This is a genomic window from Nostoc sp. FACHB-152, assembly GCF_014697475.1.
Lineage (GTDB): Bacteria > Cyanobacteriota > Cyanobacteriia > Cyanobacteriales > Nostocaceae > Nostoc_B.
Genome location: NZ_JACJRV010000092.1, coordinates 1 through 23787, shown reverse-complemented (window position 1 = coordinate 23787; position 23787 = coordinate 1). Strand labels below are relative to the sequence as shown.

The following is a 23787-nucleotide window of genomic DNA, read 5'->3' as shown; positions in this document are numbered from 1 at the left end:
AAATCCTTATTTTAGCGTATAGACTAGGTAATTCGCGATGCTTGCATTTGCGCCTTATAAGCTAGTCACAAACAAGGTTTGATAGTTTTCGGAGATGTCTAATTAGCAAAAGATAGTATTCGTTTTTGTTGTTCTGTAGTGGCTGCTCTCGTCACAAATAACGACATCGCTGCGGTGAGATTGAAATAACTACAAGCAATGCTGACATCCACAGCACCTATTTCTTCCAAGACTATAGCTAAATCTATACACTTGCGTCCCGCACCTCCTAACTCTTCTGGAAGCATTAAGGATGTGAATCCTAATTTAGATCCCTGATAAAACAAATTTTGGCAAAATTCCCAAGGTTCTATTGCTGGATTATTGGACTCTTCGATAATGCGAACAATCGGTTGAATTTCATTTTGAGCAAAGTCACGCGCTTGTGTTTGCAAAATTTGCTGTTCTGGAGTCAGGCTGAAGTCAATCATCTTGATTTTTTATCTGTTTTACCGCCAATATACAGCCAAAGACTTTAATAAAGGTAAGCTGAGAATGCCTCAAGGCAAAACATCAAAAGAATTATCAAGTCGATCAAAAATTTATTCATTAAAACTGAGATTGAATTTTTTCTATGCTTCCCAAGAGTAGAACATCTCGATTCTCTAGATTTTAAAAGATTTAGACTGGTATTTCCACATCATCAGTAGAAGAAAATTCAAAAGCTGGTGAGCATAACCTGATATAAATGTCTCTTTTTTCATCAGAAAAAGCTCTTCTACCATGCATAACTCTAGTATTATCAATCATTAAAATATCTCCTTTTTCCCAAGAAATATTTGTTGTGACTCTTTCAGCAACTTCATCTAGTTCCTGAAGCACGTCATTAGGAATTTCTGAATCATCAACAAATTTTAGAATTTCTGGGTTTAACTGTTTTGTTGGTAAAATACTGTTAATAAAAATTTGATATTTGCCACATTTACTAGGAATAATCGCAGAGAAAATGTATTCAAGATAAATAGATTTATCTGCATTGATTTTTAGGGATATATCGTTATTTTTACATATCTCTTGTAATTTATCCAAATCATCAGTTTTGTATTTTGCTTGCCATACATCTTTAGATTGATATACAGAAAATTTCAGTTTATTTCTGCTAAATAAATTTTTGGTTGAATCACTAAGTTCTTCAAAAAAATACTTACCATCACATATTGTTGTTTCCCCTCCTTGTGATGCTGGAGTAGCACAGAAAAACCACAACATCAGTGGTTTGCTTTTCTGATAATACATTTCTCCATGTAATTTAATTGCAAATTGATAATCGTTGACGCTTAAAACAGTCTTATCACCATCAATAATTCTTCGGGTGAAAGCTCCGCCAGTGTAATCCAGAAAATCTACACTTAATAAATTGCTGAATTGTTTAAAAATATTAGTATTAGTTTCAAATCCTCTAAAAAGCAGCACGCCATAGGATTTGAATAAATTAGTAATTTCTTCTAAATTTAATTCTAAGATACTAATATTGTCATTATTTATAATTTGTAGGCCTATGTTTTCCGATAATGGTTGTAATGTAATATTCATATAGTCAATAATGATTGAATGAATGTTGATTTTTTATGTTGAGCTATATTTAGGTAATATAGCGATATCTCACATTCTACAGCCTTTAAAGAAATAGATACTTTCGGAGAAATAGATAAAGTCGGCGGTGAAGTTACCTTCACCGTCTCGTGTACAGAACTATAATCTCATTCTCAAGAACTTAAATACTGCCCAATGGATGGTTGTTGACGGCGCAGAGTAGCCATTGCTTGTTGCTGAATTTGACGCACTCGCTCTCGACTGACATTGAGTTTTTCTCCAATCTGAGCCAAACTTCGTTCTTGATTATCCAACAGTCCAAAGCGCAAAATTAATACTTCACGCTGCACTGGTTTAAGTGATGCTAACAAATCATTTAAGTCTTGCCGTAACATTTCTTGGGTGATCTGGTCATTCGGCGAGATACCCTCATCAGCTAGAAGTTCACTCAGTTCTGTATCTTGGTTATCCCCAATCTTCATATCTAACGAAACTGTTCCGCTAGCAGCACTGAGATATTCTCGAATCTGGCTTGGCTCTAAGTTTAGTTTCTGACCAATTTCGGTGAGAGTGCCACGGCGACCAAGTGTTTGAAATAGTTCTCGCTGTGCCTTCTTAATTTGATTTAGTTTCTCGTTGACATGAATTGGTAATCTGACGGTGCGAGATTTTTCGGCGATCGCTCTGGTAATCGCCTGACTAATCCACCAATATGCGTATGTGGATAATTTGTATCCTCGGTTGGGATCAAACTTTTCTATTCCCCTTTGTAAACCAATTGCTCCTTCTTGAACCAAATCCAAAAACTCCAAATTGCGACGCTGATATTTTTTAGCGATCGAAACCACTAGTCGCAGGTTGGCTGTAACCATCTTTTGCTTGGCTCGCTTACCTTGCCCAAAGATGTGATTGATTTCTGCTTCGCTTTTATTGACAAAATTCGCTAACTCTGAGGGTGTTGGTTGGCGATCTAATTGTTGACTTAGCTGCTGCTGTTGTTGCTCAATGGCAATCATCTGTTGTACTTGTCTGCCATAAGTTATTTCTTGGTCGGAGGTTAATAAAGGGAACTGACCAATTTCTTGTAAATAGACGCGTACCATGTCAGAACTTAGGCTGGACATACAACTTTAACATTTCTCCAAAACATAGACGGATTTAAAAGTATAAATCAAATAGCCTTACAAAAATAACATCCAGAGAATGCAATTTTGTGTAGCGATCGCTAGTTTGTCCTTGGCTAAGGTAGTTCACAAACCAGATCACAAGTTTAACGATAGACTGGAAAAAATTCTTTGAGGAAACATTAATGGCAATGCCAAACTCTGCTAAAGGTGAAACTTTCGTCAAAAACCACCTATAGCTTTTATTACTGAAGAGGTCGCAACAGTCCCAGATTTATCTAAACCAAATGAAATAGCATCCAGATGAGTAGAAAATCTCGAAAACCATTGATTGGCATTACAACTTACGGTCGGCTTGCCGCAATACCATTTTCTCTGCCTAGCGAATATATAGATGCAGTCCGTGCCGCAGGTGGCGTTCCCATATTATTACCACCAGGAGAAATTGAGCCGGCTGTACTTCTAGAGCCGTTGGATGGTTTAATCATCTCTGGTGGCGGAGATATTGACCCTGTTTGCTACAACGGTTTTGCTCATCCGACTATTTATTCTGTCGATGTTGAACGTGATGCTTTTGAATTGCAGCTTGCCAAGTTTGCCCTTGAAAGCCATTTGCCAACGTTGGGTATTTGTCGGGGTTTACAAATTCTGATCGTTACCTGTGGCGGTACTCTAATTCCTCATATTCCAGATGTCTACGGTACATCTGCATTACATCGTCTAGAGCCTGAACCTGGACGACGCTTACCCACGAAACATCTTGTCAAGATAGATGTACAAAGCCGTTTAGCTAACTGTATACAGAATTCCCACATATCTGTGGTTTCTTGGCATCATCAAGCAGTAGATAAAGTACCACCTTCTTGGCGGATTGTTGCTCATGCTCTAGATGATGGAGTCATTGAAGCTGTAGAGCATGAACATCATCCTTGGGCAATTGGTGTGCAATGGCATCCTGAGCTTTTAATTAATGATCCTAGCCATCATAGAATTTTTCAAGCTCTCGTCCAGGTTGCAAGTTGATTCTTTATTTGAAAGAGAAATTCATCTGCTTGCGACCAAGAGCGATCGCTCATTTTGTGAAAATGTCCAAAATTACTGTATTAAATTTGCACTTTTGTGCATACATAAAAAATAGATATCTAATTAGAATAAGCTCATACTTCCACAAATTATAGTGATGGGTTTACAAAATTTAAATTCTCTATTTTTTAGATAGAGAATTCCTGCCATCCAAGATGAACAGTATTGGAATTGAAAGCAGGATTTTTTATCTAGCTCACAACTTTAAATTTGGATCAATATCAGTAGGAATATAGGAATCCGGTTTGATTACTGAAAATACTTGTGTAGAGAGGCAATAGGGAACAGGAAAGCAGGAATAAAAGTATACTGAGTTTTTTTCAGAAATCAGATATGAATCCTATATGCAATGTATGTATATTCCTACCTGACAAAACTTCACCTTACTTAACAGAGGGAGAAGATGATGGCAGTAGTAAGCTTAGAAAAACATCAACTTTATGGGTATTTACCAGTGGAAAAAAAGCTGGAGATTTTGGTTGTCGATGACCATCAATTAATTTTAACTGGCACTTTTGATGTATTAAGTAGAATCTATTCAGAAGCTAAAATACTTAAGTCTCAAACAGCCCAAGAGACACTGATTTTAGTTCAATCTCACTCCTTTGACCTAATTGTGATGGATTTGTCGATTCCCAGTCAGCAAGGGGAGACAGCAGAAATTGATACCGGAATTAAGCTGTTACAAACTTTGCTCAAAGAATATCCCGATCGCAATTTCATGGTGCAAACTAGTTATGTCAAGGCATTGATCCGGATTAAACACGAGATTGATAATCATCAAGGTGGGTTTGCGATCGCTGATAAAGGATTACCGGAATCGGAAATGTTGAGCCGGGTTAGTTTAGCACTTCAGGGTGCAACTCACACTAAAGATATCAAAACAGGGATCGAACTCAAACCAGAATGGTTGGAGGTGTTGCGGTTGGCGTTTGAAGAGAGTTTGACAGATAAGGCGATCGCCGAGCGAATGTATAAATCAGAACGAGCAGTACGTACTTACTGGACGAAGATTCAGGATGTCTTGGGAGTCTACCCGGAAGACTGCAAGCAAAGCGGTAAAAATATGCGAATCCAAACTGAAGTTCGTTCGCGTGAAGAAGGTTTAATTGATTAATATGCAGGCTGATTAAGCCGGAAGCAGGATGAAAAGGAGTATCAGGAATCGTATTCGCCAAGAATTGGAGTTGTGGTCGCAGGCTGCACCTCCAGGGATAATCGTGCTGGTTGTAGTGATATTGATCCGTATCGCTGGAGGGATGCAATCTTGGGAATGGATGCTGTTTGATACTATGTTACGTCTGCGTCCGTTAGAAAAAATTGATGAACGTGTCGTAATTGTAGGTATCGATGAACAGGATATTGAATGGCTTGGGCAATACCCAGTTCCAGATGAAAAAATTGCCCAGTTACTTACCAAGCTAGAAACCTATCAGCCATTAGCAATTGGATTAGATATCTTTAAAAACGTTCCTGTGGAACCTGGAGGCGAACAACTCACACGCGTATTTCAGACAAATACAAATATTATTGGTATTGAAAAAATATTACCGCCTGGAGAAACTTTCCCACCCCGAAGTTTGCCACCGCAACAAATCGGATTTGTTGATTTACCTAATGATGGAGATAGCAAAAATCGACGCTATTTGTTGTATACACCGAATCCTAAGAATATCAACGAAGATAAATATTCTCTAGCACTAAGGTTAATTACCAAGTACTTTCAAAACCAAGCAATTAAGATCAGCGCAGGTAACAATGACCCAAATACAATCATGTTTAATCAGGTCGAATTACCCCGAATCACCAAAAATTTTGGTGCATACGTTGATGTTGATGATGGGGGATTGTCAGTTTTGATGAACTTCCGCAACAATTCTCAGCCTTTTCATATTGTGTCGTTACGCGATATTCTCCAAGAGCAAGTTGATGCGAAATTGTTACGCGATCGCATAATATTAGTTGGCAACCGCAATACGAGTACTGGTGATATTTTTTATACATCCGCGTTGCCTACTTTAAAATTAAGCGGTCAAATTCATGGCATTGATTATCACGCTCATATTATTAGTCAAATTCTTAGTAGTGTAATTGATAACCGCCCACTCTTGCACAGTTGGGGAGATGTGGAAGAGTATGCATGGATATTTATTTGGGGTTTTCTGCCAATGGTTATCGGACGAATAACTCAATCTGTGTGGAAAAATTTACTGAGTGTTGGTGCAGCTGGAATAGGTCTATTTAGCTGTGGTTACGTAATGCTGTGGGTGTGGGGTATCTGGATTCCGATAGTACCTAATTTGCTGATATTAGCTGTGAATGGCGTTGGTTTGAGTGCTTTTGCATTTTACCAGCATGATCAATTTTTGCGATCGCAAATTAACGAACGTCAAACTACCATTCAACACACTTTTACCATAATTCATAATGGCCCCTTGCAAACTCTTGCCTATGCATTAAAGCATCTGCGTACTCAAGATCTGCCCTACGAGCAACTGGTTGGACAATTTGAAAAGCTAGATCGAGAAATTCGGGAAATTGGCGAATATCTCAAACTCGAAGCCTTAACAAAAGAAGAGAGTTTACGTTTAGGGAGCGGATTAATACTCGAATTGAACAGACCGTTGCACGATTTATTATATGAAGTTTATTCAAGTACATTAGAACGTCAAGATTTTGAAAATTTTCAAACATTAAAAGTTAAAATTCGTAATTTTGAACCAATAGATGATAAATATTTAAATAAGGAAGACAAACGCGGAATCTGTCTATTTCTGGAAGAAGCTTTATGTAATATTGGTAAACACGCCCAAGGTGTCAAGCGCGTTCAAGCATTGGGTGTTTATAGTGCCAATACATACAAATTATCGGTCAAAGATAACGGTTCAGGAATTCAATCAAAGCTAGAAAATAAAGGCACAAAACAGTCTAAAATCCTGGCCAAACAATTAGGAGGAGAGTTTCGGCGGGAGTCGCTTTCTCCTTGCGGAACTATCTGCGAACTTAGTTGGAAACTTAAGAAACAATGATGAGTTATGAATTATTCGGCAAAAGTTTTAGATCACCATATAATCAGCAGCCTGACTATGAGACATCAACATTTGGCATTTTGGCGAAATAGCCGCAGACTGGCAAGCTTAGTTGTAGGAGTGTTTTTGCTGATGACTACATTTCCTGCATCTGCCCAGTTTACACCACGCGATCGCAAACCAGCTAGCGGAAATTCTCGTGGGGGTGGTTCACGTGGATGTTCAAGTAGCGGTATTCCACTAACGCAGCTTGCACCTGTGACATTTATCGGTAAAACGGCTTCTACACGTCCAACGTTAGTTTGGTATATGTCAAGTTCGCAAGATGTGCGATTCCGACTGTTTGAATTTGAATCAGCAAACAGCGTTAAACAAATTAGCAAAGTTCAAGAAATACCCACAATAATCGGGATTAATCAGCTAAAACTTCCCTCCATTTATCCTGCACTCACAGTAGGTAAAACATATTTATGGCAAATTGCAATTGACTGCAAAAACGACACGATTATTAATCATGCAGAATTTACTGTGATCAAACCTGAATCACTCTCTCAGAAACGATTTACTAGCATTCCAGAAAGAGTAAATTATTATGCTGAAAAAGAACTGTGGTATGAAGCGTTGTCAGAAGCTTTGAAAGCAGCCGATCATGCTAAACTCGGCCAACTTGGGGCAAATTTAGTTAAAGACCTCGCACAATCAGAAATTCCCACAGGCAGCGATATAGATATCAAAAATATTCAGCAACGAATTCAATATCTCCAGAAAATTGCCAACCAAAGCATATAAAAGTAGTAGGGAGAGTCAAAATAGCTGAAATCGGGTGCTGTGTATCGTGCAATAGCTTTCACAGCCAATTACCGATCGCAATCATTGATGCCCAATATGCAGGATGATCGTACATAGGATTAATATTTTCAGATGGCGGTAATTTCTTAGCATTAATCATTCTAATTTGGGCTGTTTGCAATGCTTGGGCAATACTTATGCCATTGTTGCTATAGTTGGTATAAAATGTTTTGACTAGTTCGGATGTCGATTGATCAGTGACACTCCACAAAGAGGCGATCGCACTTTTGACCCCAACTTGCAACGCCACCCCAGCTAGTCCTAGTGTGGCACGGTCATCGCCAACTGCGGTTTCACAGGCAGTCAGTGTGAGAAGTTCAACACTATCTGATTTGGTGTTGAGGTTTTGCAGAGATATTTCTAATTGACTGATGGTAAGTTTTTGATTTTTGCCTGTGACAATAAACGTGTCTTCAGGAATGATGCCAAATTGAGCGTGACTAGCTATATGGACAACGGAATATGGGCTTTTCTCAAGTTCTTGCTGAAAATTTTTGGGGATAAATTTATCGTCGATTAGGGGAGTATTCTTTGGGAATATACTTTCAACTGCACTGACTTCATTGGGAACAGCAAAAAGCTGATCAAAAGTCTTGCCATCGATGGTGGCTTTTTGCGTTAAACCTAAAATTAGTGCCTTCTGCACACTGCGATCGCGCTCTTTAGGCTGGGTAACTCGTAAACTGGGGGTTGTAGCGACTGCGTAGGATTCTATTAAATATTTCTGTTGTTGGTTGTCATAAAGTGCTGCCATTGGGACGCTACGCAAAAACCCATCCTGAATAAATATCAGGGTTTTGATTTTTTGTAGTTTAATATCTTCAGCAAAAGGGCGAATTATCCAATCATAAAGCTGTGCCGCAATTGTTGTATCGTAGTTAATGTCTTCTTTGCTCACTAGTCCTTTGCGAAATTCAGCAATTTTTTTTTCTAGGGTGTCGCTGCTAACAATTTTGTTTGTACCTTGTTGATTGGGGTCTTCAATCCACTTAAATTTAGTTGCCTGATTAGGTAACTGCAATAATATTCCGGTTTTATTATTTAAAATTATTGAACTCAAAAACCCAGTATTCTTAAACGCTACACTATTATCTTCAAGGAGTTCGCCCACAGGTTTAGGATTCAACCCACTCAAAATGCAATCATTGCCAAAATAATTTTGTAATTCTGCAAGTTTCAGAGCATCGATGGTGTTAACTACTTTTGATAGTTCCTTAGCACGCCGTTTGTCTGTAATTGCTTCCACTCCTAGCAATTCGAGCCGCGACTGTGCCAATGTCCGGTACAGTGGTCTAACGACATCGCGGAAGTCAAATTGTACATCCCGTTCGGCAGTCAAAATATCCTGACGGATATCTTCTAAAGTATCAAATGCTCGCTGATAAGATGCGATCGCTTCTTGTTTTCGATTCTGTGCATCTAAAATGCGTCCTGCTTGCCACTCCCACAAATACAAGCTATCTTTTGCACTTAATTTAATGTCGGCGGCGAGAATTGCAGACTGCGTATATTTTAATGCTTTCTCATTATCTTTCTGACATTCCCAGAAATGTCCCAAAGCACCGTTAGCATATGAAATGAGGCGATTATCTTGTAATTTTTTACTTGTTAATACTGAATTTTCTAGCAAATTCAATGCTTTATTGTTATCTGATAAAACCAGATGAGTTGGACAGTAGGTAAAGGGTGAAGTTCCTTTAGCATCTCGCTGCAAGTATGCTAAATCAATTTGACCATAGAATTTTGTTGCTGAATCTGGCAAACTTTCGAGAACATTTAAAGCATCCTGAAGAGTTTTGTTAAACTCCTCATCATGAATAACTTTGTGATTATTGGTCTGGGAAGCTAACTGAATTAAATTTAATAATCCCCGCATCTGCCCTAAAGCTTGCTTTTGGTTGCGGGCGAATTTTACACTATCCTGAAAATATTGATAAGCTCTTTTATAGTCATTTAGAGCCTTTTGCGTCAATTCTTGTTCTTTAGTATAAATCCCAGCCTTCATTGCCGAATCAGCTTGTAACTCTCGCAATTGACCGCGACTTTTGTAAGCATTACCCAAACTATTGAACACCAAAAATTGATATTCTGGAGTAACTTGTTGCGCTGCGTCCAAATATTTAATTGCTTGGTCGTAATTGCCGATTAAACGATATGCTTCACCGAGAATTCCTAAAGCTGCAACCTGACCGCGTTTGTCGTTGTATTTAGTAGCAATTTGTTCGGCACTTTCTGGAGTACATTCTATTTCTTGACTTAATTGATTTTTTGATTGCTCTACAATTTGACCACACAACAGCGCGATCGCTTTGCGAGGTTGTCCCAAATTACTGTAAACTTGGGCTAGTTCAGACTTCATCCGGCCAACTTGCTGGATGTTTTTCACTGCACTATAATCATGAATTGCTGCCGACAGAGATGCGATCGCGGCTTTATTTTCTCCTATTTGTTGGTAAGCACGCGCCAAATTTTCATTTACAACCGCAGTAGCTGACGGATTATTTTGATACTGATTTAGTGCCTCTTGCCAATTTTTGATGGCATTGAAAAAATTTCCAGCATTATAGTCTTTGATTCCTTGCTCAACCAGTAAATTTGTATTTGGAGATTGTGCAGATACAACTTGTCCAAACAACAAACAAATTACCAGGCTTAACAAAAAACATAATTTCCTAAATCGAATTATTTGCTGCCAAAGCTTTTCCAGGTTCAGCAATATATGGGTTTGTTGCAGTGGAGAAAGTAATATTTTGCAATATTTATTTTTAATTCTAATGTTGCAAATGCGATCGCAACAGCTATCCTTACTCATATATGCAAAAGAAAGCTATCTGCTGATATTTCTTGAATGATAGTCTAATTTTGACGGATCACAACGCCGAAAAAACATTTATATAAGAACTAGCGTGGATTTTTATTTTATCCAAGGTAAGTTATTTATGAATCGAGTACATCAACACAAAAAGCTCAGTCTTCAAAATTTCTTTTATCTATACTTAATATCTACTGCATTCATCTTTGCTTCGCCGGTTCAAGGACAAATCATACCCGATAACACTCTGGGTACAGAAGCTTCTCGACTTAATCCAAACCAGATGATTCATGGTGTTTTGGGTGACAAAATCGACGGTGGTGCAAGACGTGGTAGCAATCTCTTCCACAGTTTTCAAGAATTCAATATTGAGACTGGACATAGAGTGTATATTGCCAATCCTGCTGGTATTGCCAATATTCTGACTCGCGTTACAGGGCGTAGTCCCTCTGAGATTTTCGGCACATTGGGCGTATTGGGGAACGCTAATTTATATTTGCTCAATCCCAATGGCATATTGTTTGGCCCTAATGCTCAGTTAGATATTAGCGGTTCCTTTGTGGCAAACACTGCCAATAGTTTCACATTTCCTGATGGTAGTCAGTTCAGCACCACCACTCCCAAATCACCACCACTGCTGAATGTCAACGTTCCTCTCGGATTACAGTATGGCTCAAGTCGGACAGGGGCAACGATTACCAATCGCGGTGACCTCAGATCTGGACAGGACTTACAGTTAATAGCAGATAAGCTTGACCTGCAAGGACAACTGATTGCCGGACGGGATCTGGTTCTCCAGGCGCAAAATATGGTGAAAGTACGAGATACGGCACTCAATCCATTTGTGGCGCGATCGGGTGGTAATCTAATTATCCAAGGCAATCAAGGAATTGATATTTTCGCCTTCAGCCACCCACAGCAAATGGCCTTTATTAGTGGCAAAAACCTGAGTTTGCTCAGTGATGGCCCCATTTCTGGAGATGCTCACTTTAGCAGCGGCGGTGACTTCCGTATTCAAAGCCTTTCTGGGCATCTGGTCAATTTCACCAGCCTGTATGACCCAATTATTAGTAGCACTGGCAATGTGGATATCGCGGCCCACTATAGCGGAGCCTCGTTGTTAATCGAGTCTCAAGAAAATGTCAGGATTCAGGGCGCTGTCACCATTGATGCGCCGGATACAGTTTCTCCTTTTGTGGGCGAGGATGCCGCATTACGAACACAACCCGGTCTGATCATTCGTTCTGGACAGAATAGCTTGGTTTATGGCGGCACCAGTCAAAATAGTCCGTCAGGATTTACAAGTGGAGCAGTTCCGGCGGGAATTACCCTGCTCAGTCCCGTGCGTATGCAGCCTAACACCCAAGGGGGATTGGTGAAGCTGACTGCCAATCAAGGGGGTATTACTTTTCATAGCATTGATGCCTCTAGTACAACGGGGGGCAATGGCGGAACTATTGATTTGAGAGCAGCAGGCGAGATTAAAAACACTAGCTCATTCCTCGATCCATTTGGATTATTCGCTGCACTGGGTTCGTTTTCCTATACAATCGCTGGGGATAGTGGTAATGGGGGCGACATATCCTTAATTTCGACCTTGGGTAACATCACTCTCAACAACGTACACTCGTACTCGTACTCGTACTCGGCATCTGGTAATGTGGGGTCGGGAGGAAATATATCCTTCTCTTCTGACTCAGGTAACATCACTCTCAACAACTCGGTATTGAACTCAAACGCGCAATCGGACTCTGATAATGCAGGATCGGGGGGAAATATCTCCTTCAAAACTGGCTCAGGGGATATTACTCTCAATAACACGCCTTCGTTCTCGTACTCATACTCGCCCTCTGGTAATGCGGGGTCAGGAGGAAACATTTCCTTCAAAACTAGCTCAGGGGATATCACCCTCACTCACTCACCCTCGAACTCGGTCTCGCAATCGAACTCTGGTCATGCGGAGACGGGAGGAAACATTTCCTTCAATGCTAGCTCAGGGGATATCACCCTCAATAGCTCACCATTAGCCCTGTACTCGTATTCAGGCTCTGGTAGTTTGCTGCCAGGAGGAAACATTTCTCTCGAAACTGGCCTAGGTGATATCACCCTCAATAATTCGTCCTCCTCCTCCTCCTCTTATGGCAAAGGTAATGCAGGAGATATACTCATCAAAGCAGGCGGTAGGGTTTTATTTACTAATGAGAGCATTATAAGATCAACTGTGGAAGTGGGAGCCATAGGTGATGCAGGGAACATCAATATTGGCGCAGACTCACTGTTAGTATCAAATGGTGCTCAGATAAACTCGGATGTTTTGGGCATTGGAAAGGGGGGAAACATTAATGTGAATGTTCGTAATGACATCACAATAAGGGGGAAGGATACAGCTATTCTCAATTCTTTGGGACGACCTGAGTATAAACAGTCAATTGGTGAGGGTAAAGCAGGAGATATTAACATCACTGGAGGATCTCTGCGGCTGGAAGATGGTGCAAGAATAGATTCCGGCACTAGTGGTCAAGGAAATGGGGGAAACATTAATGTGAATATCCGTGATGCTGTCGTTTTAGATGGAATCAGTTCACAGACACCCACAGCAATCAAAAGTAACGTGGAACAATTCGCTCAAGGCGATGCAGGAGACGTGACTATTACAGCAAAATCAATATCCATAACAAATGGTGCCTTGTTGGAATCTCGAACGCGAGGCAACGGATATGCAGGCAATATAACCATTATGGTTAGTGATTTAGCCCTGTTTGATGAGGGAACGGATTATAATCGATTTAACGATCCCCAAAGTGGCATGGAGTATTATGGATCTAGCGGAGTCTATAGCTCTGTAAGCAGGGGAGCTATTGGTCAAGGTGGTAATATTACTATAAAGGCTAATGCTGTTTCTCTTGCATCCGATGCTCAAATAAGCTCCAGTACATCTGGACAGGGAGATGCTGGAAGCATTGCAATCAATACGCCTACCATCAACTTCTTGAGCAATTCTTCCAAGGTTACTGCCTCCACTGCTACTAGTAGTAAAGGTGGACGGATAAGTATCGATCAATTCTACCCAATTAGCATTTCTGGGCCCGGACAATTAACCGTAGAAACCACCGGAACTGGAAAAGCTGGAGACATTACTATTAGTGCAGACCAGGGCATTATCCTCTCTAATGGTAGCCAGCTCTCTGCCTTAACCAGCAGTAATGGAGGTGCCGGAAGTATCACGCTAAACACCTCAGCCCTGACAATTGCAGGAAACGCACAAATTTTAGCTACAACTGAGCGTGATGGACAGGGTGGTTCGATTACAATCAATGCACCTACTTCCGTGAACTTGATGCGGGTTCAAGATTCTGCTCCTGTCCTTTCTGTAGAAACTAGTGGTGCAGGGAAAGCCGGAGATATCACGATCAACACGCCAACTCTTAGGCTTTCCGAAGCTGCTCGGATCACTGCAACAGCAACAGAGAGTGCCACTAATCTTCAAGGCGGTGGCAGTATCACCTTGAATACTTCCAACTTAGATTTAGCAGGCATTGTTGGTGTGTTTGCCGAAACTCAGGGAAAATCTCCCGCAGGTGACCTCCGACTCAATCCTTATGATAATCAACCCGATCTGAAAGTTACATTAACTCGCAACTCCCAGATTTCGGCATCTACCTCCGGTAGCGGTCAGGGGGGTGACTTAATTGTCACTGCTCCCCAATCCATCACCATTGCTGGATCGGGAAAGTTAGCTGTGGAAACCAATAGCATAGGCAATGCCGGAAATATGAATTTTACTACCCGGCAATTAATCTTGAAAGATGGAGTGGAAATTTCCGCCTCTACCTCAGGGATCGGTAAAGCGGGAGAGATTGGCATCAATGCCGAGACATTTAGCCTGAATGGAGGAGCAAAAATCTCAACCAACACCTCTAACAGTGGTGCAGCAGGCAACCTCAACATCCAGGCGAGGGATCAAATTTTCTTAACTGGGCAAGATACAGGACTATTTGCTAGTACCGATGAAGGTTCTACTGGTAAAGGTGGCAGTATTATCATCGACCCCAGAACATTCATAATTCGGGATGGGGCAACTATCTCCACCAATAGCCAGGGAGAAGGAACTGGTGGTGATATCAAACTTTCCGCAGGCTCCCTTAACCTGGATAATGGTAAAATTTCTGCTGCAACTGGCAGTAGTAATGGGGGGAATATTACCCTAAATGTGCAAGACTTACTACTATTACGCAACGGTAGTCAAATCTCTACCACTGCTGGAGATGATCAGGCTGGAGGTAATGGCGGCAACATCACCGTTGATGGCAAGTTCATCGTGGCGATTCCCCACGAGGATAGCAACATTAGTGCCAATGCCTTCACTGGCACTGGGGGAAACATCCAAATCAACGCTCAAGGTATCTTCGGTATCGAGTCCCGTGCAGAACCAACCGATCAAAGTGATATTACTGCCAGTTCCGAACAAGGCATTTCCGGGATCATCAATCTCAATACACCAGACAATAGTTCGATTCAAAATAGCTTCACTCAATTATCACCAAATGTAATTGATACCAACGCACTGATTGCCAATAGTTGCATTGCACGCGGCACCAAGCGACAAGAAAACTCTTTTACCATCACAGGTTCTGGTGCTTTACGCAATAGTCCAGGTGATGTCTTAATTTCTGCCTATACAACTGGCGATGTGCGTAGTGTTGAATCAACATCTCGTCCCTGGAAAAAAGGCGACCCCATCATTGAACCACAGGGATTATATCGATTACCTGATGGGCGATTGCTGTTAAGTCGGGCTTGTTAAAAGGTCATATTACAACTTTAATAATGGTATAACTACAATTTAGATGGAAATGTAATAGAAAAAAGCGTTTTTTAGGAGCTTATTTTAAATTCTAAAATTTAGATTTATTAACAATCCTGCATCATAAACAATGGGGTTATATCTTCGGATTCAAAGACTGTTTTTAATTTTGCTTTCTTTCGACAGTATTACTGCGCTGGCAACATTTGCACAATCGACACCCCCATCGGGAGTAACAATTCCTCCCAATACACCAGAGAAGGTTGAAGAGGCTTTACCCCAAGCCTCACCAAAGCCTCATCCTACACCACCTACACGAATTTTCCCGATACTTCCATCATCCCCACAAGAAAACTTACCCGACACAACCTTTCCCAGTGGCGAAAGTTTCTTTGTCAAAGAAATTCAAGTTAGAGGCTATTCTGTTTTAGAAGATGAAATCATTAAGTTAAAACAGCCTTTAGAAAATAAAAAAATTACATTTGAGCAGTTATTGCAACTGCGATCGCAAATTACTGAACTGTATGTGAACAAGGGCTACATCACTAGTGGTGCATTTATTCCCAACAATCAAAATGTTGCTAGTGGTGTCGTGCAAATCCAAGTTGTGGAAGGTGAACTCGAAGGAATTTCTATTGTAGGATTACAAAGATTGCGACCTGTATATGTGCGTTCTCGGATTAAGCGTTTTGCCGGAAAACCATTGAATAAAAATAGCCTGGAAGAAGCACTGCAATTATTACAACTTGACCCGGCAATTGAACGAGTTAACGCCGAGTTAACCGCAGGGAGTACTTCAGGTAGCAATATTTTGCAGGTGAAAATTACCGAATCACAACCATTTCATGTAGGAATTATCTTTGCAAATAACCAATCAGTTAGCGTTGGTTCACAACAAGGGAGTGTTTTTGTTGCTCACGATAATTTATTAGGCTTTGCAGATCGATTTAGTGCTGAATATGGCATTACTGAAGGTTTAGATATTTACAATATTAGTTATTCTGTTCCCTTTAACGCCTTAAATGGAACCATTGGTTTCAGCTACAGCAATAGTGGTAGCCGCATTATTGAAAGCGATTTCCGTGACTTAAATATCCGCAGTGAAGGAGAAACTCTTTCTTTTAACGTGCGTCAACCGCTAACTTATACCCCCAATAGCGAATTTGCTCTCTCATTAGCATTCGATTTACGACGCAATCAAACCTTCATACTTAATGATATTCCCTTCTCTTTTAGCGAAGGCCCCGAAGATGGGGAATCGAAAGTTACGGTCATTCGCTTTTCCCAAGATTGGTTACAACGTGATGCTAAAACTGTCCTAGCAGCGCGATCGCAATTTAGTTTTGGCATAGATGCAATGAATGCAACTATCAACGATACTGGTACTGATGGGCGGTTTTTCTCGTGGGTGGGCCAATTTCAATGGGTACAACGGCTATCTCCCCGCAACTTGATTCTGGTCAAAATTAACACTCAACTTACACCTGATTCCTTACTTTCGCTAGAAAAAATTAGCATTGGCGGAGTTGAGAGTGTGCGCGGTTATCGCCAAAATCAACTGGTGGCTGACAATGGGGTAATTGGAGGTATGGAAGTTCGTATCCCCCTGACATCGAATGTAGAAACCCTACAGTTATTGCCATTTTTTGACATTGGTACAGCTTGGAACAATAGTGGTAGCAATCCCGACCCGCAAACCCTTGCTAGCTTAGGATTAGGCTTACAGTGGCAACCTTTTAGCGGTTTGGTATGGCGTGCAGAATACGGGTTACCATTGATTGGAACGAGCGATCGCGGTAGTTCACTGCAAGATAATGGCTTTAATTTTTCAGTGCGCTATCAGCCGTTTTGATACAAGTATCTACGAAAAATTCAATAAACAATATACAGCACATTGCAGGTAAATGAGATACAGATTTTAAGAACAAAGCCATATACCAACAGGCTTTCACCCCTATTACCTATTGCCTATTGCCTGTTTCCTGCTGTAAATAATAAATTAGCCAATTATGCAGTTTTCTGCAATGAGGCGATCGCATTCCTGAAATCTCTATGTCTCAATACTGTATGTAAACAAGCAGAAAAGGTGGATGTATAACATGAGCTTCTAATTTAATGTATAAGTTATAGATAACAATTTTAGTAAAAAAATCGTTCTTGCAGAAATAAATATTAGGAGAAAATATGAGCAATATTTTAATAAATGACGCTACTCCTGAAACTAAAAACCTGTTAATGAAATGCTTAGAGACAGCAGGATTTGAAGTGATTATCACAAAAAATGGTCTTGTTAGTGTTCAGTTAGCACATGATAAATTATCTCATATCACCGAAAATGAAAAATCCAATCATCAAAATTCCATATTTCCATCTATACCTCGGCTGCGTGATGTCTTTGAGTTCATTGAATTGAATTATCATCAAAGTATTAGCCTGAAAGAAGTAGCTCAAGCAGTTGGTTATTCTTCAGCTTACTTAACCGACTTAGTGCGGCATCTTACTGGAAAAACAGTGAATAATTGGATTATTCACCGTCGCATAGCCCAAGCAAGCACCTTGCTTTTAGAAACTAACGATTCCGTTGAACAGATTGCAGTAAAAGTAGGCTACCAAAATATTAATCATTTTTATTGTCAGTTTCGTAATTACTATAAAAATACTCCGCGTGCTTGGAGAGAAATACAGCGTTGTCAAGCAGCTTAGAACAAAAAATAGACCTAATAAAATCGAAAAATAATTAGAATTAATAAAATTCTAAATTTATAAATAGAGAGTTCAAACAGAAAAAATTAACATAGTTTTAAAACATAGAAACTGCTGTTTCAATTGAGTAATTAGTTACCCAGTCGTTGTTTTTGTATAAAAACAACGACTGGGTATTTTATATTTTATAAAAATCATTCTTACTTGAATCCTCTCATAGTTTGGTTGTTTACTAGAAAACGATATTATTGTTCAGTAGAGTTTTAAATTATCTACATTACTGCTACCTAAAAATAATTAATGTTCACTTCCAGTAACATCTAAAAATAGTTAATTATCTCACTAGTTTTAAAAGAATATTATTGATATTAGGAAAGAAGAGAAACGATTGGTAAACAAGCTGATTTGCCTTCAATAAATAAGGTATGAATGAGTACATTTCATAAAACTTTACCAAGGCAAAAGTTCAATCCGTATTTACTTAAAACTTTCCATCACTCAATAATTAGGGCTTCACAGACATAATCAGATTTTTGTCAATCTGTAAGTCATAAAACCTATAGATGTAAATGAGGTTATCAGTCATGTCAATTCAAAACGCCGAAACTAACTCAGGTTTATTTGTAGAGCTTTCGACAGAAGAACAACAGCTGGTATCTGGAGGTTATACCAGCCGTTGGGCTTGCATCAGTCGCACTGAATATGCGGATAAAGTCGATATCTGGTGGGGTCATACTCAACAAGACGCAGAGTGGGCGTGCAACAATTGGGTTCCTAAATGCACTAACGACGGTGGATGCCAAGCCTTTCAGATATAATTTCAGCAGATTGGCTAAAGGAATTACCCAATAAGTAATCGCTGATTTCTTGGATATTATAAAAGTTGTGCAGTGACTTTATGATTTGTCGTAGTGACAAATTGATGTCATTGAGGCTATGAAGCTTGGCTCTTCAGTGAGTTTAACTTAGAGTCCACACTTTTTTAATTACAGGGAGTACTAACACCAAGGTTTGTAACTATGCAGTAGACAAGCTTGCTTGATGGCATGAATTTGTCTGTATATCTGAATAAATCGCTATTTTGTAGCTAATAAATCCATAAACGCTAGGGGGAATAAAATCCCCCATTTTCTTACTATCTTGGTCGTGTTTGGTAATTAGAAGTGGTTCTAAGTTGTTGGGTTTGGGCTTCGAGTTTATTTCTATCATCTGGGCATAAACTATATGAATATTAAAGCTAAATCAGGTTTGTTATTACTGTGCTTAGTCTGTGCGTTCAGCATAACTCTACTATTCGGAAATCTGCCTGGGAACGCTCATGAATCTCGTCCGCAACCAAATACGGCTTCAACTTCTAGTTCAATGACAAATTCCACACTACAGTGGAACGGCTTAATCGAACCTTTTCCAGTATTGAAACTTGAATCACCTTTACCAGGGGTACATCCAGGCACAGTACTACCGGGAATTCGTTTTCCAGATTTGGGGCAACAACACGTAGAAATAGGTACTTCAGTCACCTATAATTCCAATCCACCAACCTCCGGGCCGCACTATCCCTACCCAGCACCGTGGGGCATCTATATATATCCGCCCGCCGATGAATTTTTAGTACACAATTTGGAGCATGGTGGTGTGATTATCAGCTATAATCCTAAACAAATTAAAGGTCAAGAGTTAGTTCAACTAAGACAGCAAGCGCGTTCTTTAAGCAACTTTAACGGACGTATCATCGTGACACCACAGTTAAATCTTGATACTCCAATTGCACTGACCGCTTGGAATTATTTACAGAAGCTCGACCGTTATAGCTCTACAGCAGTCAAAATCTTTTATGATACGCATATTGCTCGTGGCCCTGAATGCCAACAAGGGCTATGTCCGAGCTGATGTAATACTGTTCAGTGAAAAAAAGCTATTTCTTGCTTGCCTTGATATTCTGTGACTGCTAAATCTAAAAATGTTTGGATAGCAGATTTGCAGTCAGAGTCCAAGGGGGAGTATAGCACTCGCCTTTGGAACACCCATCATTCAACTTTCAAACCAGCAAATTGGGCTGGTTTTTTGATCATAGGAGTGTTTGCTCAAATGCTATGCGATCGCTAGAGTAACAAGACCCACGATTACAGGTAGCGGAAATGTGTCCCTTTTTTTATCTCTTTGTGAGAAAATAGTACTTTTATACTGAGAAGTAGCCTACCAACGCTACTTTTCTAAGAAACCATATTGCACATCTGCCATGCCGAAACGTCTTCTTATAGTCGAATCTCCTGGTAAAGTTAAAAAACTTAATCAAATTCTTGGTGCAGATTGGATTGTCCGCGCTAGTTGTGGACATATCCGAGAACTAAGCAATTCTGGCAATGATTCACTAGGCTTCAGTATGGAAGGCGGTAGTGTGCGATGTGATTACGTTCCGCGAGACGATCGCGCCAAACAAACCATTGGACAACTTAAAGCAGCCGCTAAACAGGTTTCGGAAGTAGTTTTGGCAACTGACCCAGATCGAGAGGGGGAAACTATTGCTTGGCATTTGGCACAAGTTTTGGGATTGAAGGAAGCCAAACGAGTTGTCTATACAGAAATTACAGCATCGGCAGTCAGGAGTGCGATCGCTAATTCCCGAAAACTCGATTTCAATTTAGTGGGTGCAGGGCTGTGCCGCGATTGCCTGGACAAACTTGTAGGTTACAAAGGTAGCCCCCTAGTTTGGGCATTAAACAACGGAGCGAAAAGCGTTGGCAGAGTTCAAAGCGCAACTTTACACTTGATTTGTCAGCGAGAGAGGGAAATTCAAACATTTGTTCCTCAAGACTATTGGAATGTTTGGGTTGATTATGCCGAAGGATTTCGGGCTTTTTATCATGGCACAACTGACTCCAGCGTTGAGGCACAACAACAAGAAGCCGAAACTAATGATGATGCCGCAGGTAATAAGGAGAAGGTACTAGAGAGTAAGCGTGTTTTGTCGGAAGCTGAAGCCACAAGGTTAGTCGAAGGGGCGCGGCAGTATCCCCATCAAGTTATCCAGATTGAGGCAAAAACTGTTTATCGTCAACCACCGCCACCATTTACAACTTCCACCCTTCAACAAGCAGCCGGTTCTAAGCTAAGATTTTCTCCCGATAAAACTATGCTTCTGGCTCAAAAGTTATATGAGGCGGGGTTAATCACATATATGCGGACAGACTCAGTAATGTTAAGTCCTGAGTTTTGCGCCAGTGCGCGTCAGTGGTTAGAACAAAATGATCCGCAAAACGTGCCGCAGCAAGTTGCAAAACACCGCAGTAGCAAAACGGCTCAGGAAGCGCATGAAGCTATCCGCCCGACAGATGTTTTTCGACCTAGCGCACAATTGCGACAAGAAATTCCGCCTGATGAATTCAATTTATATGTAATGATTTGGAAACGGGCGATCGCTTCCCAATGTAAATCTGCTCAACTACATAAGACTGTAGTAATTACTTCTTCGGGCAATCTGTTATGGCAAGCTAGAGGGCAGGTAATCCAATTCTACGGTTATGCAAAGTACTGGAATAATCTCAGTAAGGATTCAATTTTACCTGCTTTACAACAAGGACAGGCACTAACTTTAGAAAATGCAGCCCATGAGAAAAAACAAACCCAACCGCCACCACGTTACAGCGAACCTAAGCTAGTACAGCTAATGGAACGTAAAGGGATTGGTCGCCCTAGTACATATGCTCCTACTGTTGCTACCCTCAAAAAGCGCGATTATGTGCAGTTAACCAAAGACAGTTTACAGCCAACGGCTTTGGGATTAGAAGTTGACGCTTTTTTACAGAAAGCTTTACCTGATTTACTAGAGGCAGAATTCACCGCTAAGATGGAAGATGCTTTAGATGCGATCGCTCTTGGTAAACACTCTTGGCAGCAATATCTCACGACTTGGAATCAGGATTATTTTGTTCCAGCACTTTCTAAGGCGAAAACTTTTGTTACTTCTTCATCCTCTAGCAAAGTTGCTGTTGAGCGTAAATATGAAACTTCCCGAACTAAATGCCCTGTGTGCAATAGTTTGATGTCTAAAATACCTAGTACAAAAGTTAAGAAGAAATACTTTCTCAAATGTACTAAAGGCTGTGAGAATGTCGTCCTATTTTGGAGCGATAGTACTAAATCTTGGTCTGCACCTCGTGATAAAGAAAGTGGACAACAGCAACAACAAAAGCATCCAGTTAAAGTAACGTCACATCCCTGTCCTGTATGCAAAAAGCCTTTGGAGGAGTACAGTTATACGAAGGATGGACAAAAAAAGACGATGTTGCGGTGTTCTAATCCTCAATCTCGTCAGGATAAAAAACATCAGGATGTTGCTTACTTTCATACAGCCAAGGGTTGGTGGAGTCCGAAATTTGGAGAGTTAGCCAAATAACAGAGGGATGATTTTTATCTCACGCAGAGACGCAGAGGCGCAAAGAAAATGTTTGAGGTTTCAAGACATTAAATGTAATCCTATGACTCAGCAATACCAGAAAATGCTTGTATGAGTTATCGGCACTACTTCCACGAATGGGCAATATTTACAAGACAAACTTTTGAGTAAATTGTAAAAAATTCTCTACAATCGGCGTTAAACTTTCTTGTTGCCAGATTACAGCAGTTTCGATTACGGGTACTTCTTCTAATATAGGACGATAAACTACACCAGACCTTTGAAGATTCTGGAGAGTAGATGGTATAATCGCCACACCCATTCCGGCTGATACTAGTCCAATAATTGTTTGCATTTGAACAGCCTCCTGAGTAATGTTAGGTTTGACTTTTTTCTGTTGAAAAAGAGCCATGATGCGATCGTAAAGTCCTGGTGCTAGATAGCGGGGAAACATAATTAATGGTTCACTGAGGAGCAAATGCACTCGAATGTGTTCTTTTTGAGTCAATGAATGAGTTGCAGGTAAAGCCACAACTAAGGTTTCGGAGTGAATACATTTATAAGAGAGTGTGTCATCTTCTAACGGTGGATGAGCAAAACCCACATGAATTCGGAAATCTTTTAGTGCTTGTTCCTGTTGACTTGTGGTTAACTCTAATAAAACTAATTCTACTTCCGAATATTGCTCACGAAATTCTCGCAAAATCAAGGGTAATAGATCGTAAATTACCAAACTTGTAAATCCTATTCTCAGTTGACCAGTTTGGCCTCTTCCAATCCTTTGAGTCAGTGCTACTGCTGTTTTTAGTTGCGCTAGTAATCTATAAGTTTCTTGTAAAAAAACCTTCCCAGCTTCTGTTAGCTGTACTTGTTGCTTAGTTTTGCGATGAAAAAGTTTTACTTCTAGTTCTGCTTCTAACTGCTGAATTTGTTGGCTTAGAGGCGGTTGAGCTATATGCAGTCTTTTGGCAGCTTTACTAAAATGTAGTTCCTCAGCTACAGCAATAAAATAACGCAGATGTCGTAGTTCCATATCTTTGATATTTTATAAGTCTCAATTTCTAATAAATATATATTGGACATCTCAAAAAAATCTACCTATGATACTCGTACAGAGGTTTGAGCAAGGTGCCAGCGATGAACGAAAACACAATGTCAGAGAACTTAAGAAGCAAAGTAGTAACACAGGGAGTGCAGCGCTCGCCAAATAGAGCAATGCTGCGAGCAGTCGGATTTCAAGACGAAGACTTCAGCAAACCCATCGTCGGAATATCCAACGCCTACAGCACCATCACTCCCTGCAACATGGGAATTAACAAACTCGCACACCGCGCCGAAGTCGGGATAAAACTTGCCGGAGCGATGCCGCAAATATTCGGCACAATTACCATCAGCGATGGTATCTCAATGGGAAC

Annotated in this window: 18 protein-coding genes; 12 read left to right on the top strand and 6 right to left on the bottom strand. The window is 40.4% G+C overall.

Annotated elements, in window-relative coordinates; translation table 11 throughout:
* Positions 1–98: 98 nt before the first annotated feature.
* From H6G76_RS31770 to H6G76_RS31755, 4 genes are all read right to left on the bottom strand, one after another.
* Positions 99–470 (bottom strand): acyl-CoA dehydrogenase family protein, encoded by a 372-nt coding sequence (locus H6G76_RS31770; protein WP_190709786.1) that lies wholly within the window; start codon positions 468–470, stop codon positions 99–101.
* Positions 471–660: 190 nt separating this feature from the next.
* Positions 661–1572, bottom strand: a complete 912-nt coding sequence (locus tag H6G76_RS31765; RefSeq protein ID WP_190709784.1) for a TauD/TfdA family dioxygenase — start codon at positions 1570–1572, stop codon at positions 661–663.
* 173 nt (positions 1573–1745) lie between these two features.
* Complete coding sequence (locus H6G76_RS31760) at positions 1746–2696, bottom strand: RpoD/SigA family RNA polymerase sigma factor (protein ID WP_190709782.1); 951 nt, start codon at positions 2694–2696, stop codon at positions 1746–1748.
* Between the two features lie 34 nt (positions 2697–2730).
* Positions 2731–2922, bottom strand: a complete 192-nt coding sequence (locus H6G76_RS31755) for a hypothetical protein (RefSeq protein ID WP_190709780.1) — start codon at positions 2920–2922, stop codon at positions 2731–2733.
* 77 nt (positions 2923–2999) lie between these two features.
* On the opposite strand from H6G76_RS31755, the gene H6G76_RS31750 reads away from it, so the two are divergent.
* The 4 genes from H6G76_RS31750 to H6G76_RS31735 all read left to right on the top strand — a co-directional run bounded on the left by H6G76_RS31750 (position 3000) and on the right by H6G76_RS31735 (position 7597).
* Positions 3000–3719 carry a gamma-glutamyl-gamma-aminobutyrate hydrolase family protein gene (locus H6G76_RS31750; RefSeq protein WP_190709778.1) on the top strand — a complete coding sequence of 240 codons (720 nt, stop codon included), beginning with the start codon at positions 3000–3002 and terminating at the stop codon, positions 3717–3719.
* A 466-nt stretch (positions 3720–4185) separates the two neighbouring features.
* A complete protein-coding gene (locus H6G76_RS31745) occupies positions 4186–4896 on the top strand; it encodes a response regulator transcription factor (protein WP_190709795.1) in 711 nt (236 codons plus the stop codon).
* Between the two features lie 28 nt (positions 4897–4924).
* A complete protein-coding gene (locus tag H6G76_RS31740; protein WP_190709776.1) occupies positions 4925–6808 on the top strand; it encodes a CHASE2 domain-containing protein in 1884 nt (627 codons plus the stop codon).
* A gap of 57 nt (positions 6809–6865) precedes the next feature.
* Entirely contained in the window at positions 6866–7597 is a 732-nt protein-coding gene (locus H6G76_RS31735) for a DUF928 domain-containing protein (RefSeq protein WP_242056609.1), read from the top strand.
* Between the two features lie 58 nt (positions 7598–7655).
* Here H6G76_RS31735 and H6G76_RS31730 read toward each other — a convergent pair whose 3' ends face one another.
* On the bottom strand, positions 7656–10316 hold the full coding sequence (locus H6G76_RS31730; RefSeq protein WP_242056608.1) for a CHAT domain-containing protein: 2661 nt from the start codon (positions 10314–10316) through the stop codon (positions 7656–7658).
* A gap of 280 nt (positions 10317–10596) precedes the next feature.
* On the opposite strand from H6G76_RS31730, the gene H6G76_RS31725 reads away from it, so the two are divergent.
* The 7 genes from H6G76_RS31725 (at position 10597) to topA (ending at position 22372) form a co-directional block, all read left to right on the top strand.
* Positions 10597–15273, top strand: a complete 4677-nt coding sequence (locus H6G76_RS31725) for a filamentous hemagglutinin N-terminal domain-containing protein (RefSeq protein ID WP_190709772.1) — start codon at positions 10597–10599, stop codon at positions 15271–15273.
* Positions 15274–15403: 130 nt separating this feature from the next.
* Positions 15404–17125 carry a ShlB/FhaC/HecB family hemolysin secretion/activation protein gene (locus H6G76_RS31720; protein ID WP_190709771.1) on the top strand — a complete coding sequence of 574 codons (1722 nt, stop codon included), beginning with the start codon at positions 15404–15406 and terminating at the stop codon, positions 17123–17125.
* Positions 17126–17457: 332 nt separating this feature from the next.
* Positions 17458–17976: a helix-turn-helix transcriptional regulator gene (locus H6G76_RS31715; protein ID WP_190709769.1), complete on the top strand. Its 519-nt coding sequence runs from the start codon at positions 17458–17460 to the stop codon at positions 17974–17976.
* 584 nt (positions 17977–18560) lie between these two features.
* Complete coding sequence (locus tag H6G76_RS31710) at positions 18561–18794, top strand: hypothetical protein (RefSeq protein WP_190709767.1); 234 nt, start codon at positions 18561–18563, stop codon at positions 18792–18794.
* Positions 18795–19200: 406 nt separating this feature from the next.
* A complete protein-coding gene (locus H6G76_RS31705; RefSeq protein WP_199337603.1) occupies positions 19201–19866 on the top strand; it encodes a DUF3105 domain-containing protein in 666 nt (221 codons plus the stop codon).
* A gap of 51 nt (positions 19867–19917) precedes the next feature.
* A complete protein-coding gene (locus H6G76_RS31700; protein WP_190709765.1) occupies positions 19918–20082 on the top strand; it encodes a hypothetical protein in 165 nt (54 codons plus the stop codon).
* A 133-nt stretch (positions 20083–20215) separates the two neighbouring features.
* A complete protein-coding gene (topA, locus tag H6G76_RS31695; protein WP_190709763.1) occupies positions 20216–22372 on the top strand; it encodes a type I DNA topoisomerase in 2157 nt (718 codons plus the stop codon).
* Positions 22373–22520: 148 nt separating this feature from the next.
* Here the strand turns inward: topA and H6G76_RS31690 are convergent, their stop codons facing one another.
* A complete protein-coding gene (locus H6G76_RS31690) occupies positions 22521–23405 on the bottom strand; it encodes a LysR family transcriptional regulator (RefSeq protein WP_190709761.1) in 885 nt (294 codons plus the stop codon).
* A gap of 119 nt (positions 23406–23524) precedes the next feature.
* Here H6G76_RS31690 and H6G76_RS31685 point away from each other — a divergent pair.
* Positions 23525–23787 (top strand): dihydroxy-acid dehydratase (locus tag H6G76_RS31685; RefSeq protein WP_190709788.1); only part of this gene is annotated, 263 nt, incomplete at its 3' end.

What these genes read in the sequence shown, in the direction of transcription:
- H6G76_RS31690 (WP_190709761.1), bottom strand. Translation starts at nt 23,405, where the DNA reads ATGGAACTACGACATCTGCGTTATTTTATTGCTGTAGCTGAGGAACTA.
- H6G76_RS31735 (WP_242056609.1), top strand. Translation starts at nt 6,866, where the DNA reads ATGAGACATCAACATTTGGCATTTTGGCGAAATAGCCGCAGACTGGCA.
- H6G76_RS31705 (WP_199337603.1), top strand. Translation starts at nt 19,201, where the DNA reads ATGAATATTAAAGCTAAATCAGGTTTGTTATTACTGTGCTTAGTCTGT.
- H6G76_RS31725 (WP_190709772.1), top strand. Translation starts at nt 10,597, where the DNA reads ATGAATCGAGTACATCAACACAAAAAGCTCAGTCTTCAAAATTTCTTT.
- H6G76_RS31740 (WP_190709776.1), top strand. Translation starts at nt 4,925, where the DNA reads ATGAAAAGGAGTATCAGGAATCGTATTCGCCAAGAATTGGAGTTGTGG.
- H6G76_RS31770 (WP_190709786.1), bottom strand. Translation starts at nt 470, where the DNA reads ATGATTGACTTCAGCCTGACTCCAGAACAGCAAATTTTGCAAACACAA.
- H6G76_RS31750 (WP_190709778.1), top strand. Translation starts at nt 3,000, where the DNA reads ATGAGTAGAAAATCTCGAAAACCATTGATTGGCATTACAACTTACGGT.
- topA (WP_190709763.1), top strand. Translation starts at nt 20,216, where the DNA reads ATGCCGAAACGTCTTCTTATAGTCGAATCTCCTGGTAAAGTTAAAAAA.
- H6G76_RS31710 (WP_190709767.1), top strand. Translation starts at nt 18,561, where the DNA reads ATGTCAATTCAAAACGCCGAAACTAACTCAGGTTTATTTGTAGAGCTT.
- H6G76_RS31745 (WP_190709795.1), top strand. Translation starts at nt 4,186, where the DNA reads ATGGCAGTAGTAAGCTTAGAAAAACATCAACTTTATGGGTATTTACCA.
- H6G76_RS31760 (WP_190709782.1), bottom strand. Translation starts at nt 2,696, where the DNA reads ATGTCCAGCCTAAGTTCTGACATGGTACGCGTCTATTTACAAGAAATT.
- H6G76_RS31720 (WP_190709771.1), top strand. Translation starts at nt 15,404, where the DNA reads ATGGGGTTATATCTTCGGATTCAAAGACTGTTTTTAATTTTGCTTTCT.
- H6G76_RS31765 (WP_190709784.1), bottom strand. Translation starts at nt 1,572, where the DNA reads ATGAATATTACATTACAACCATTATCGGAAAACATAGGCCTACAAATT.
- H6G76_RS31715 (WP_190709769.1), top strand. Translation starts at nt 17,458, where the DNA reads ATGAGCAATATTTTAATAAATGACGCTACTCCTGAAACTAAAAACCTG.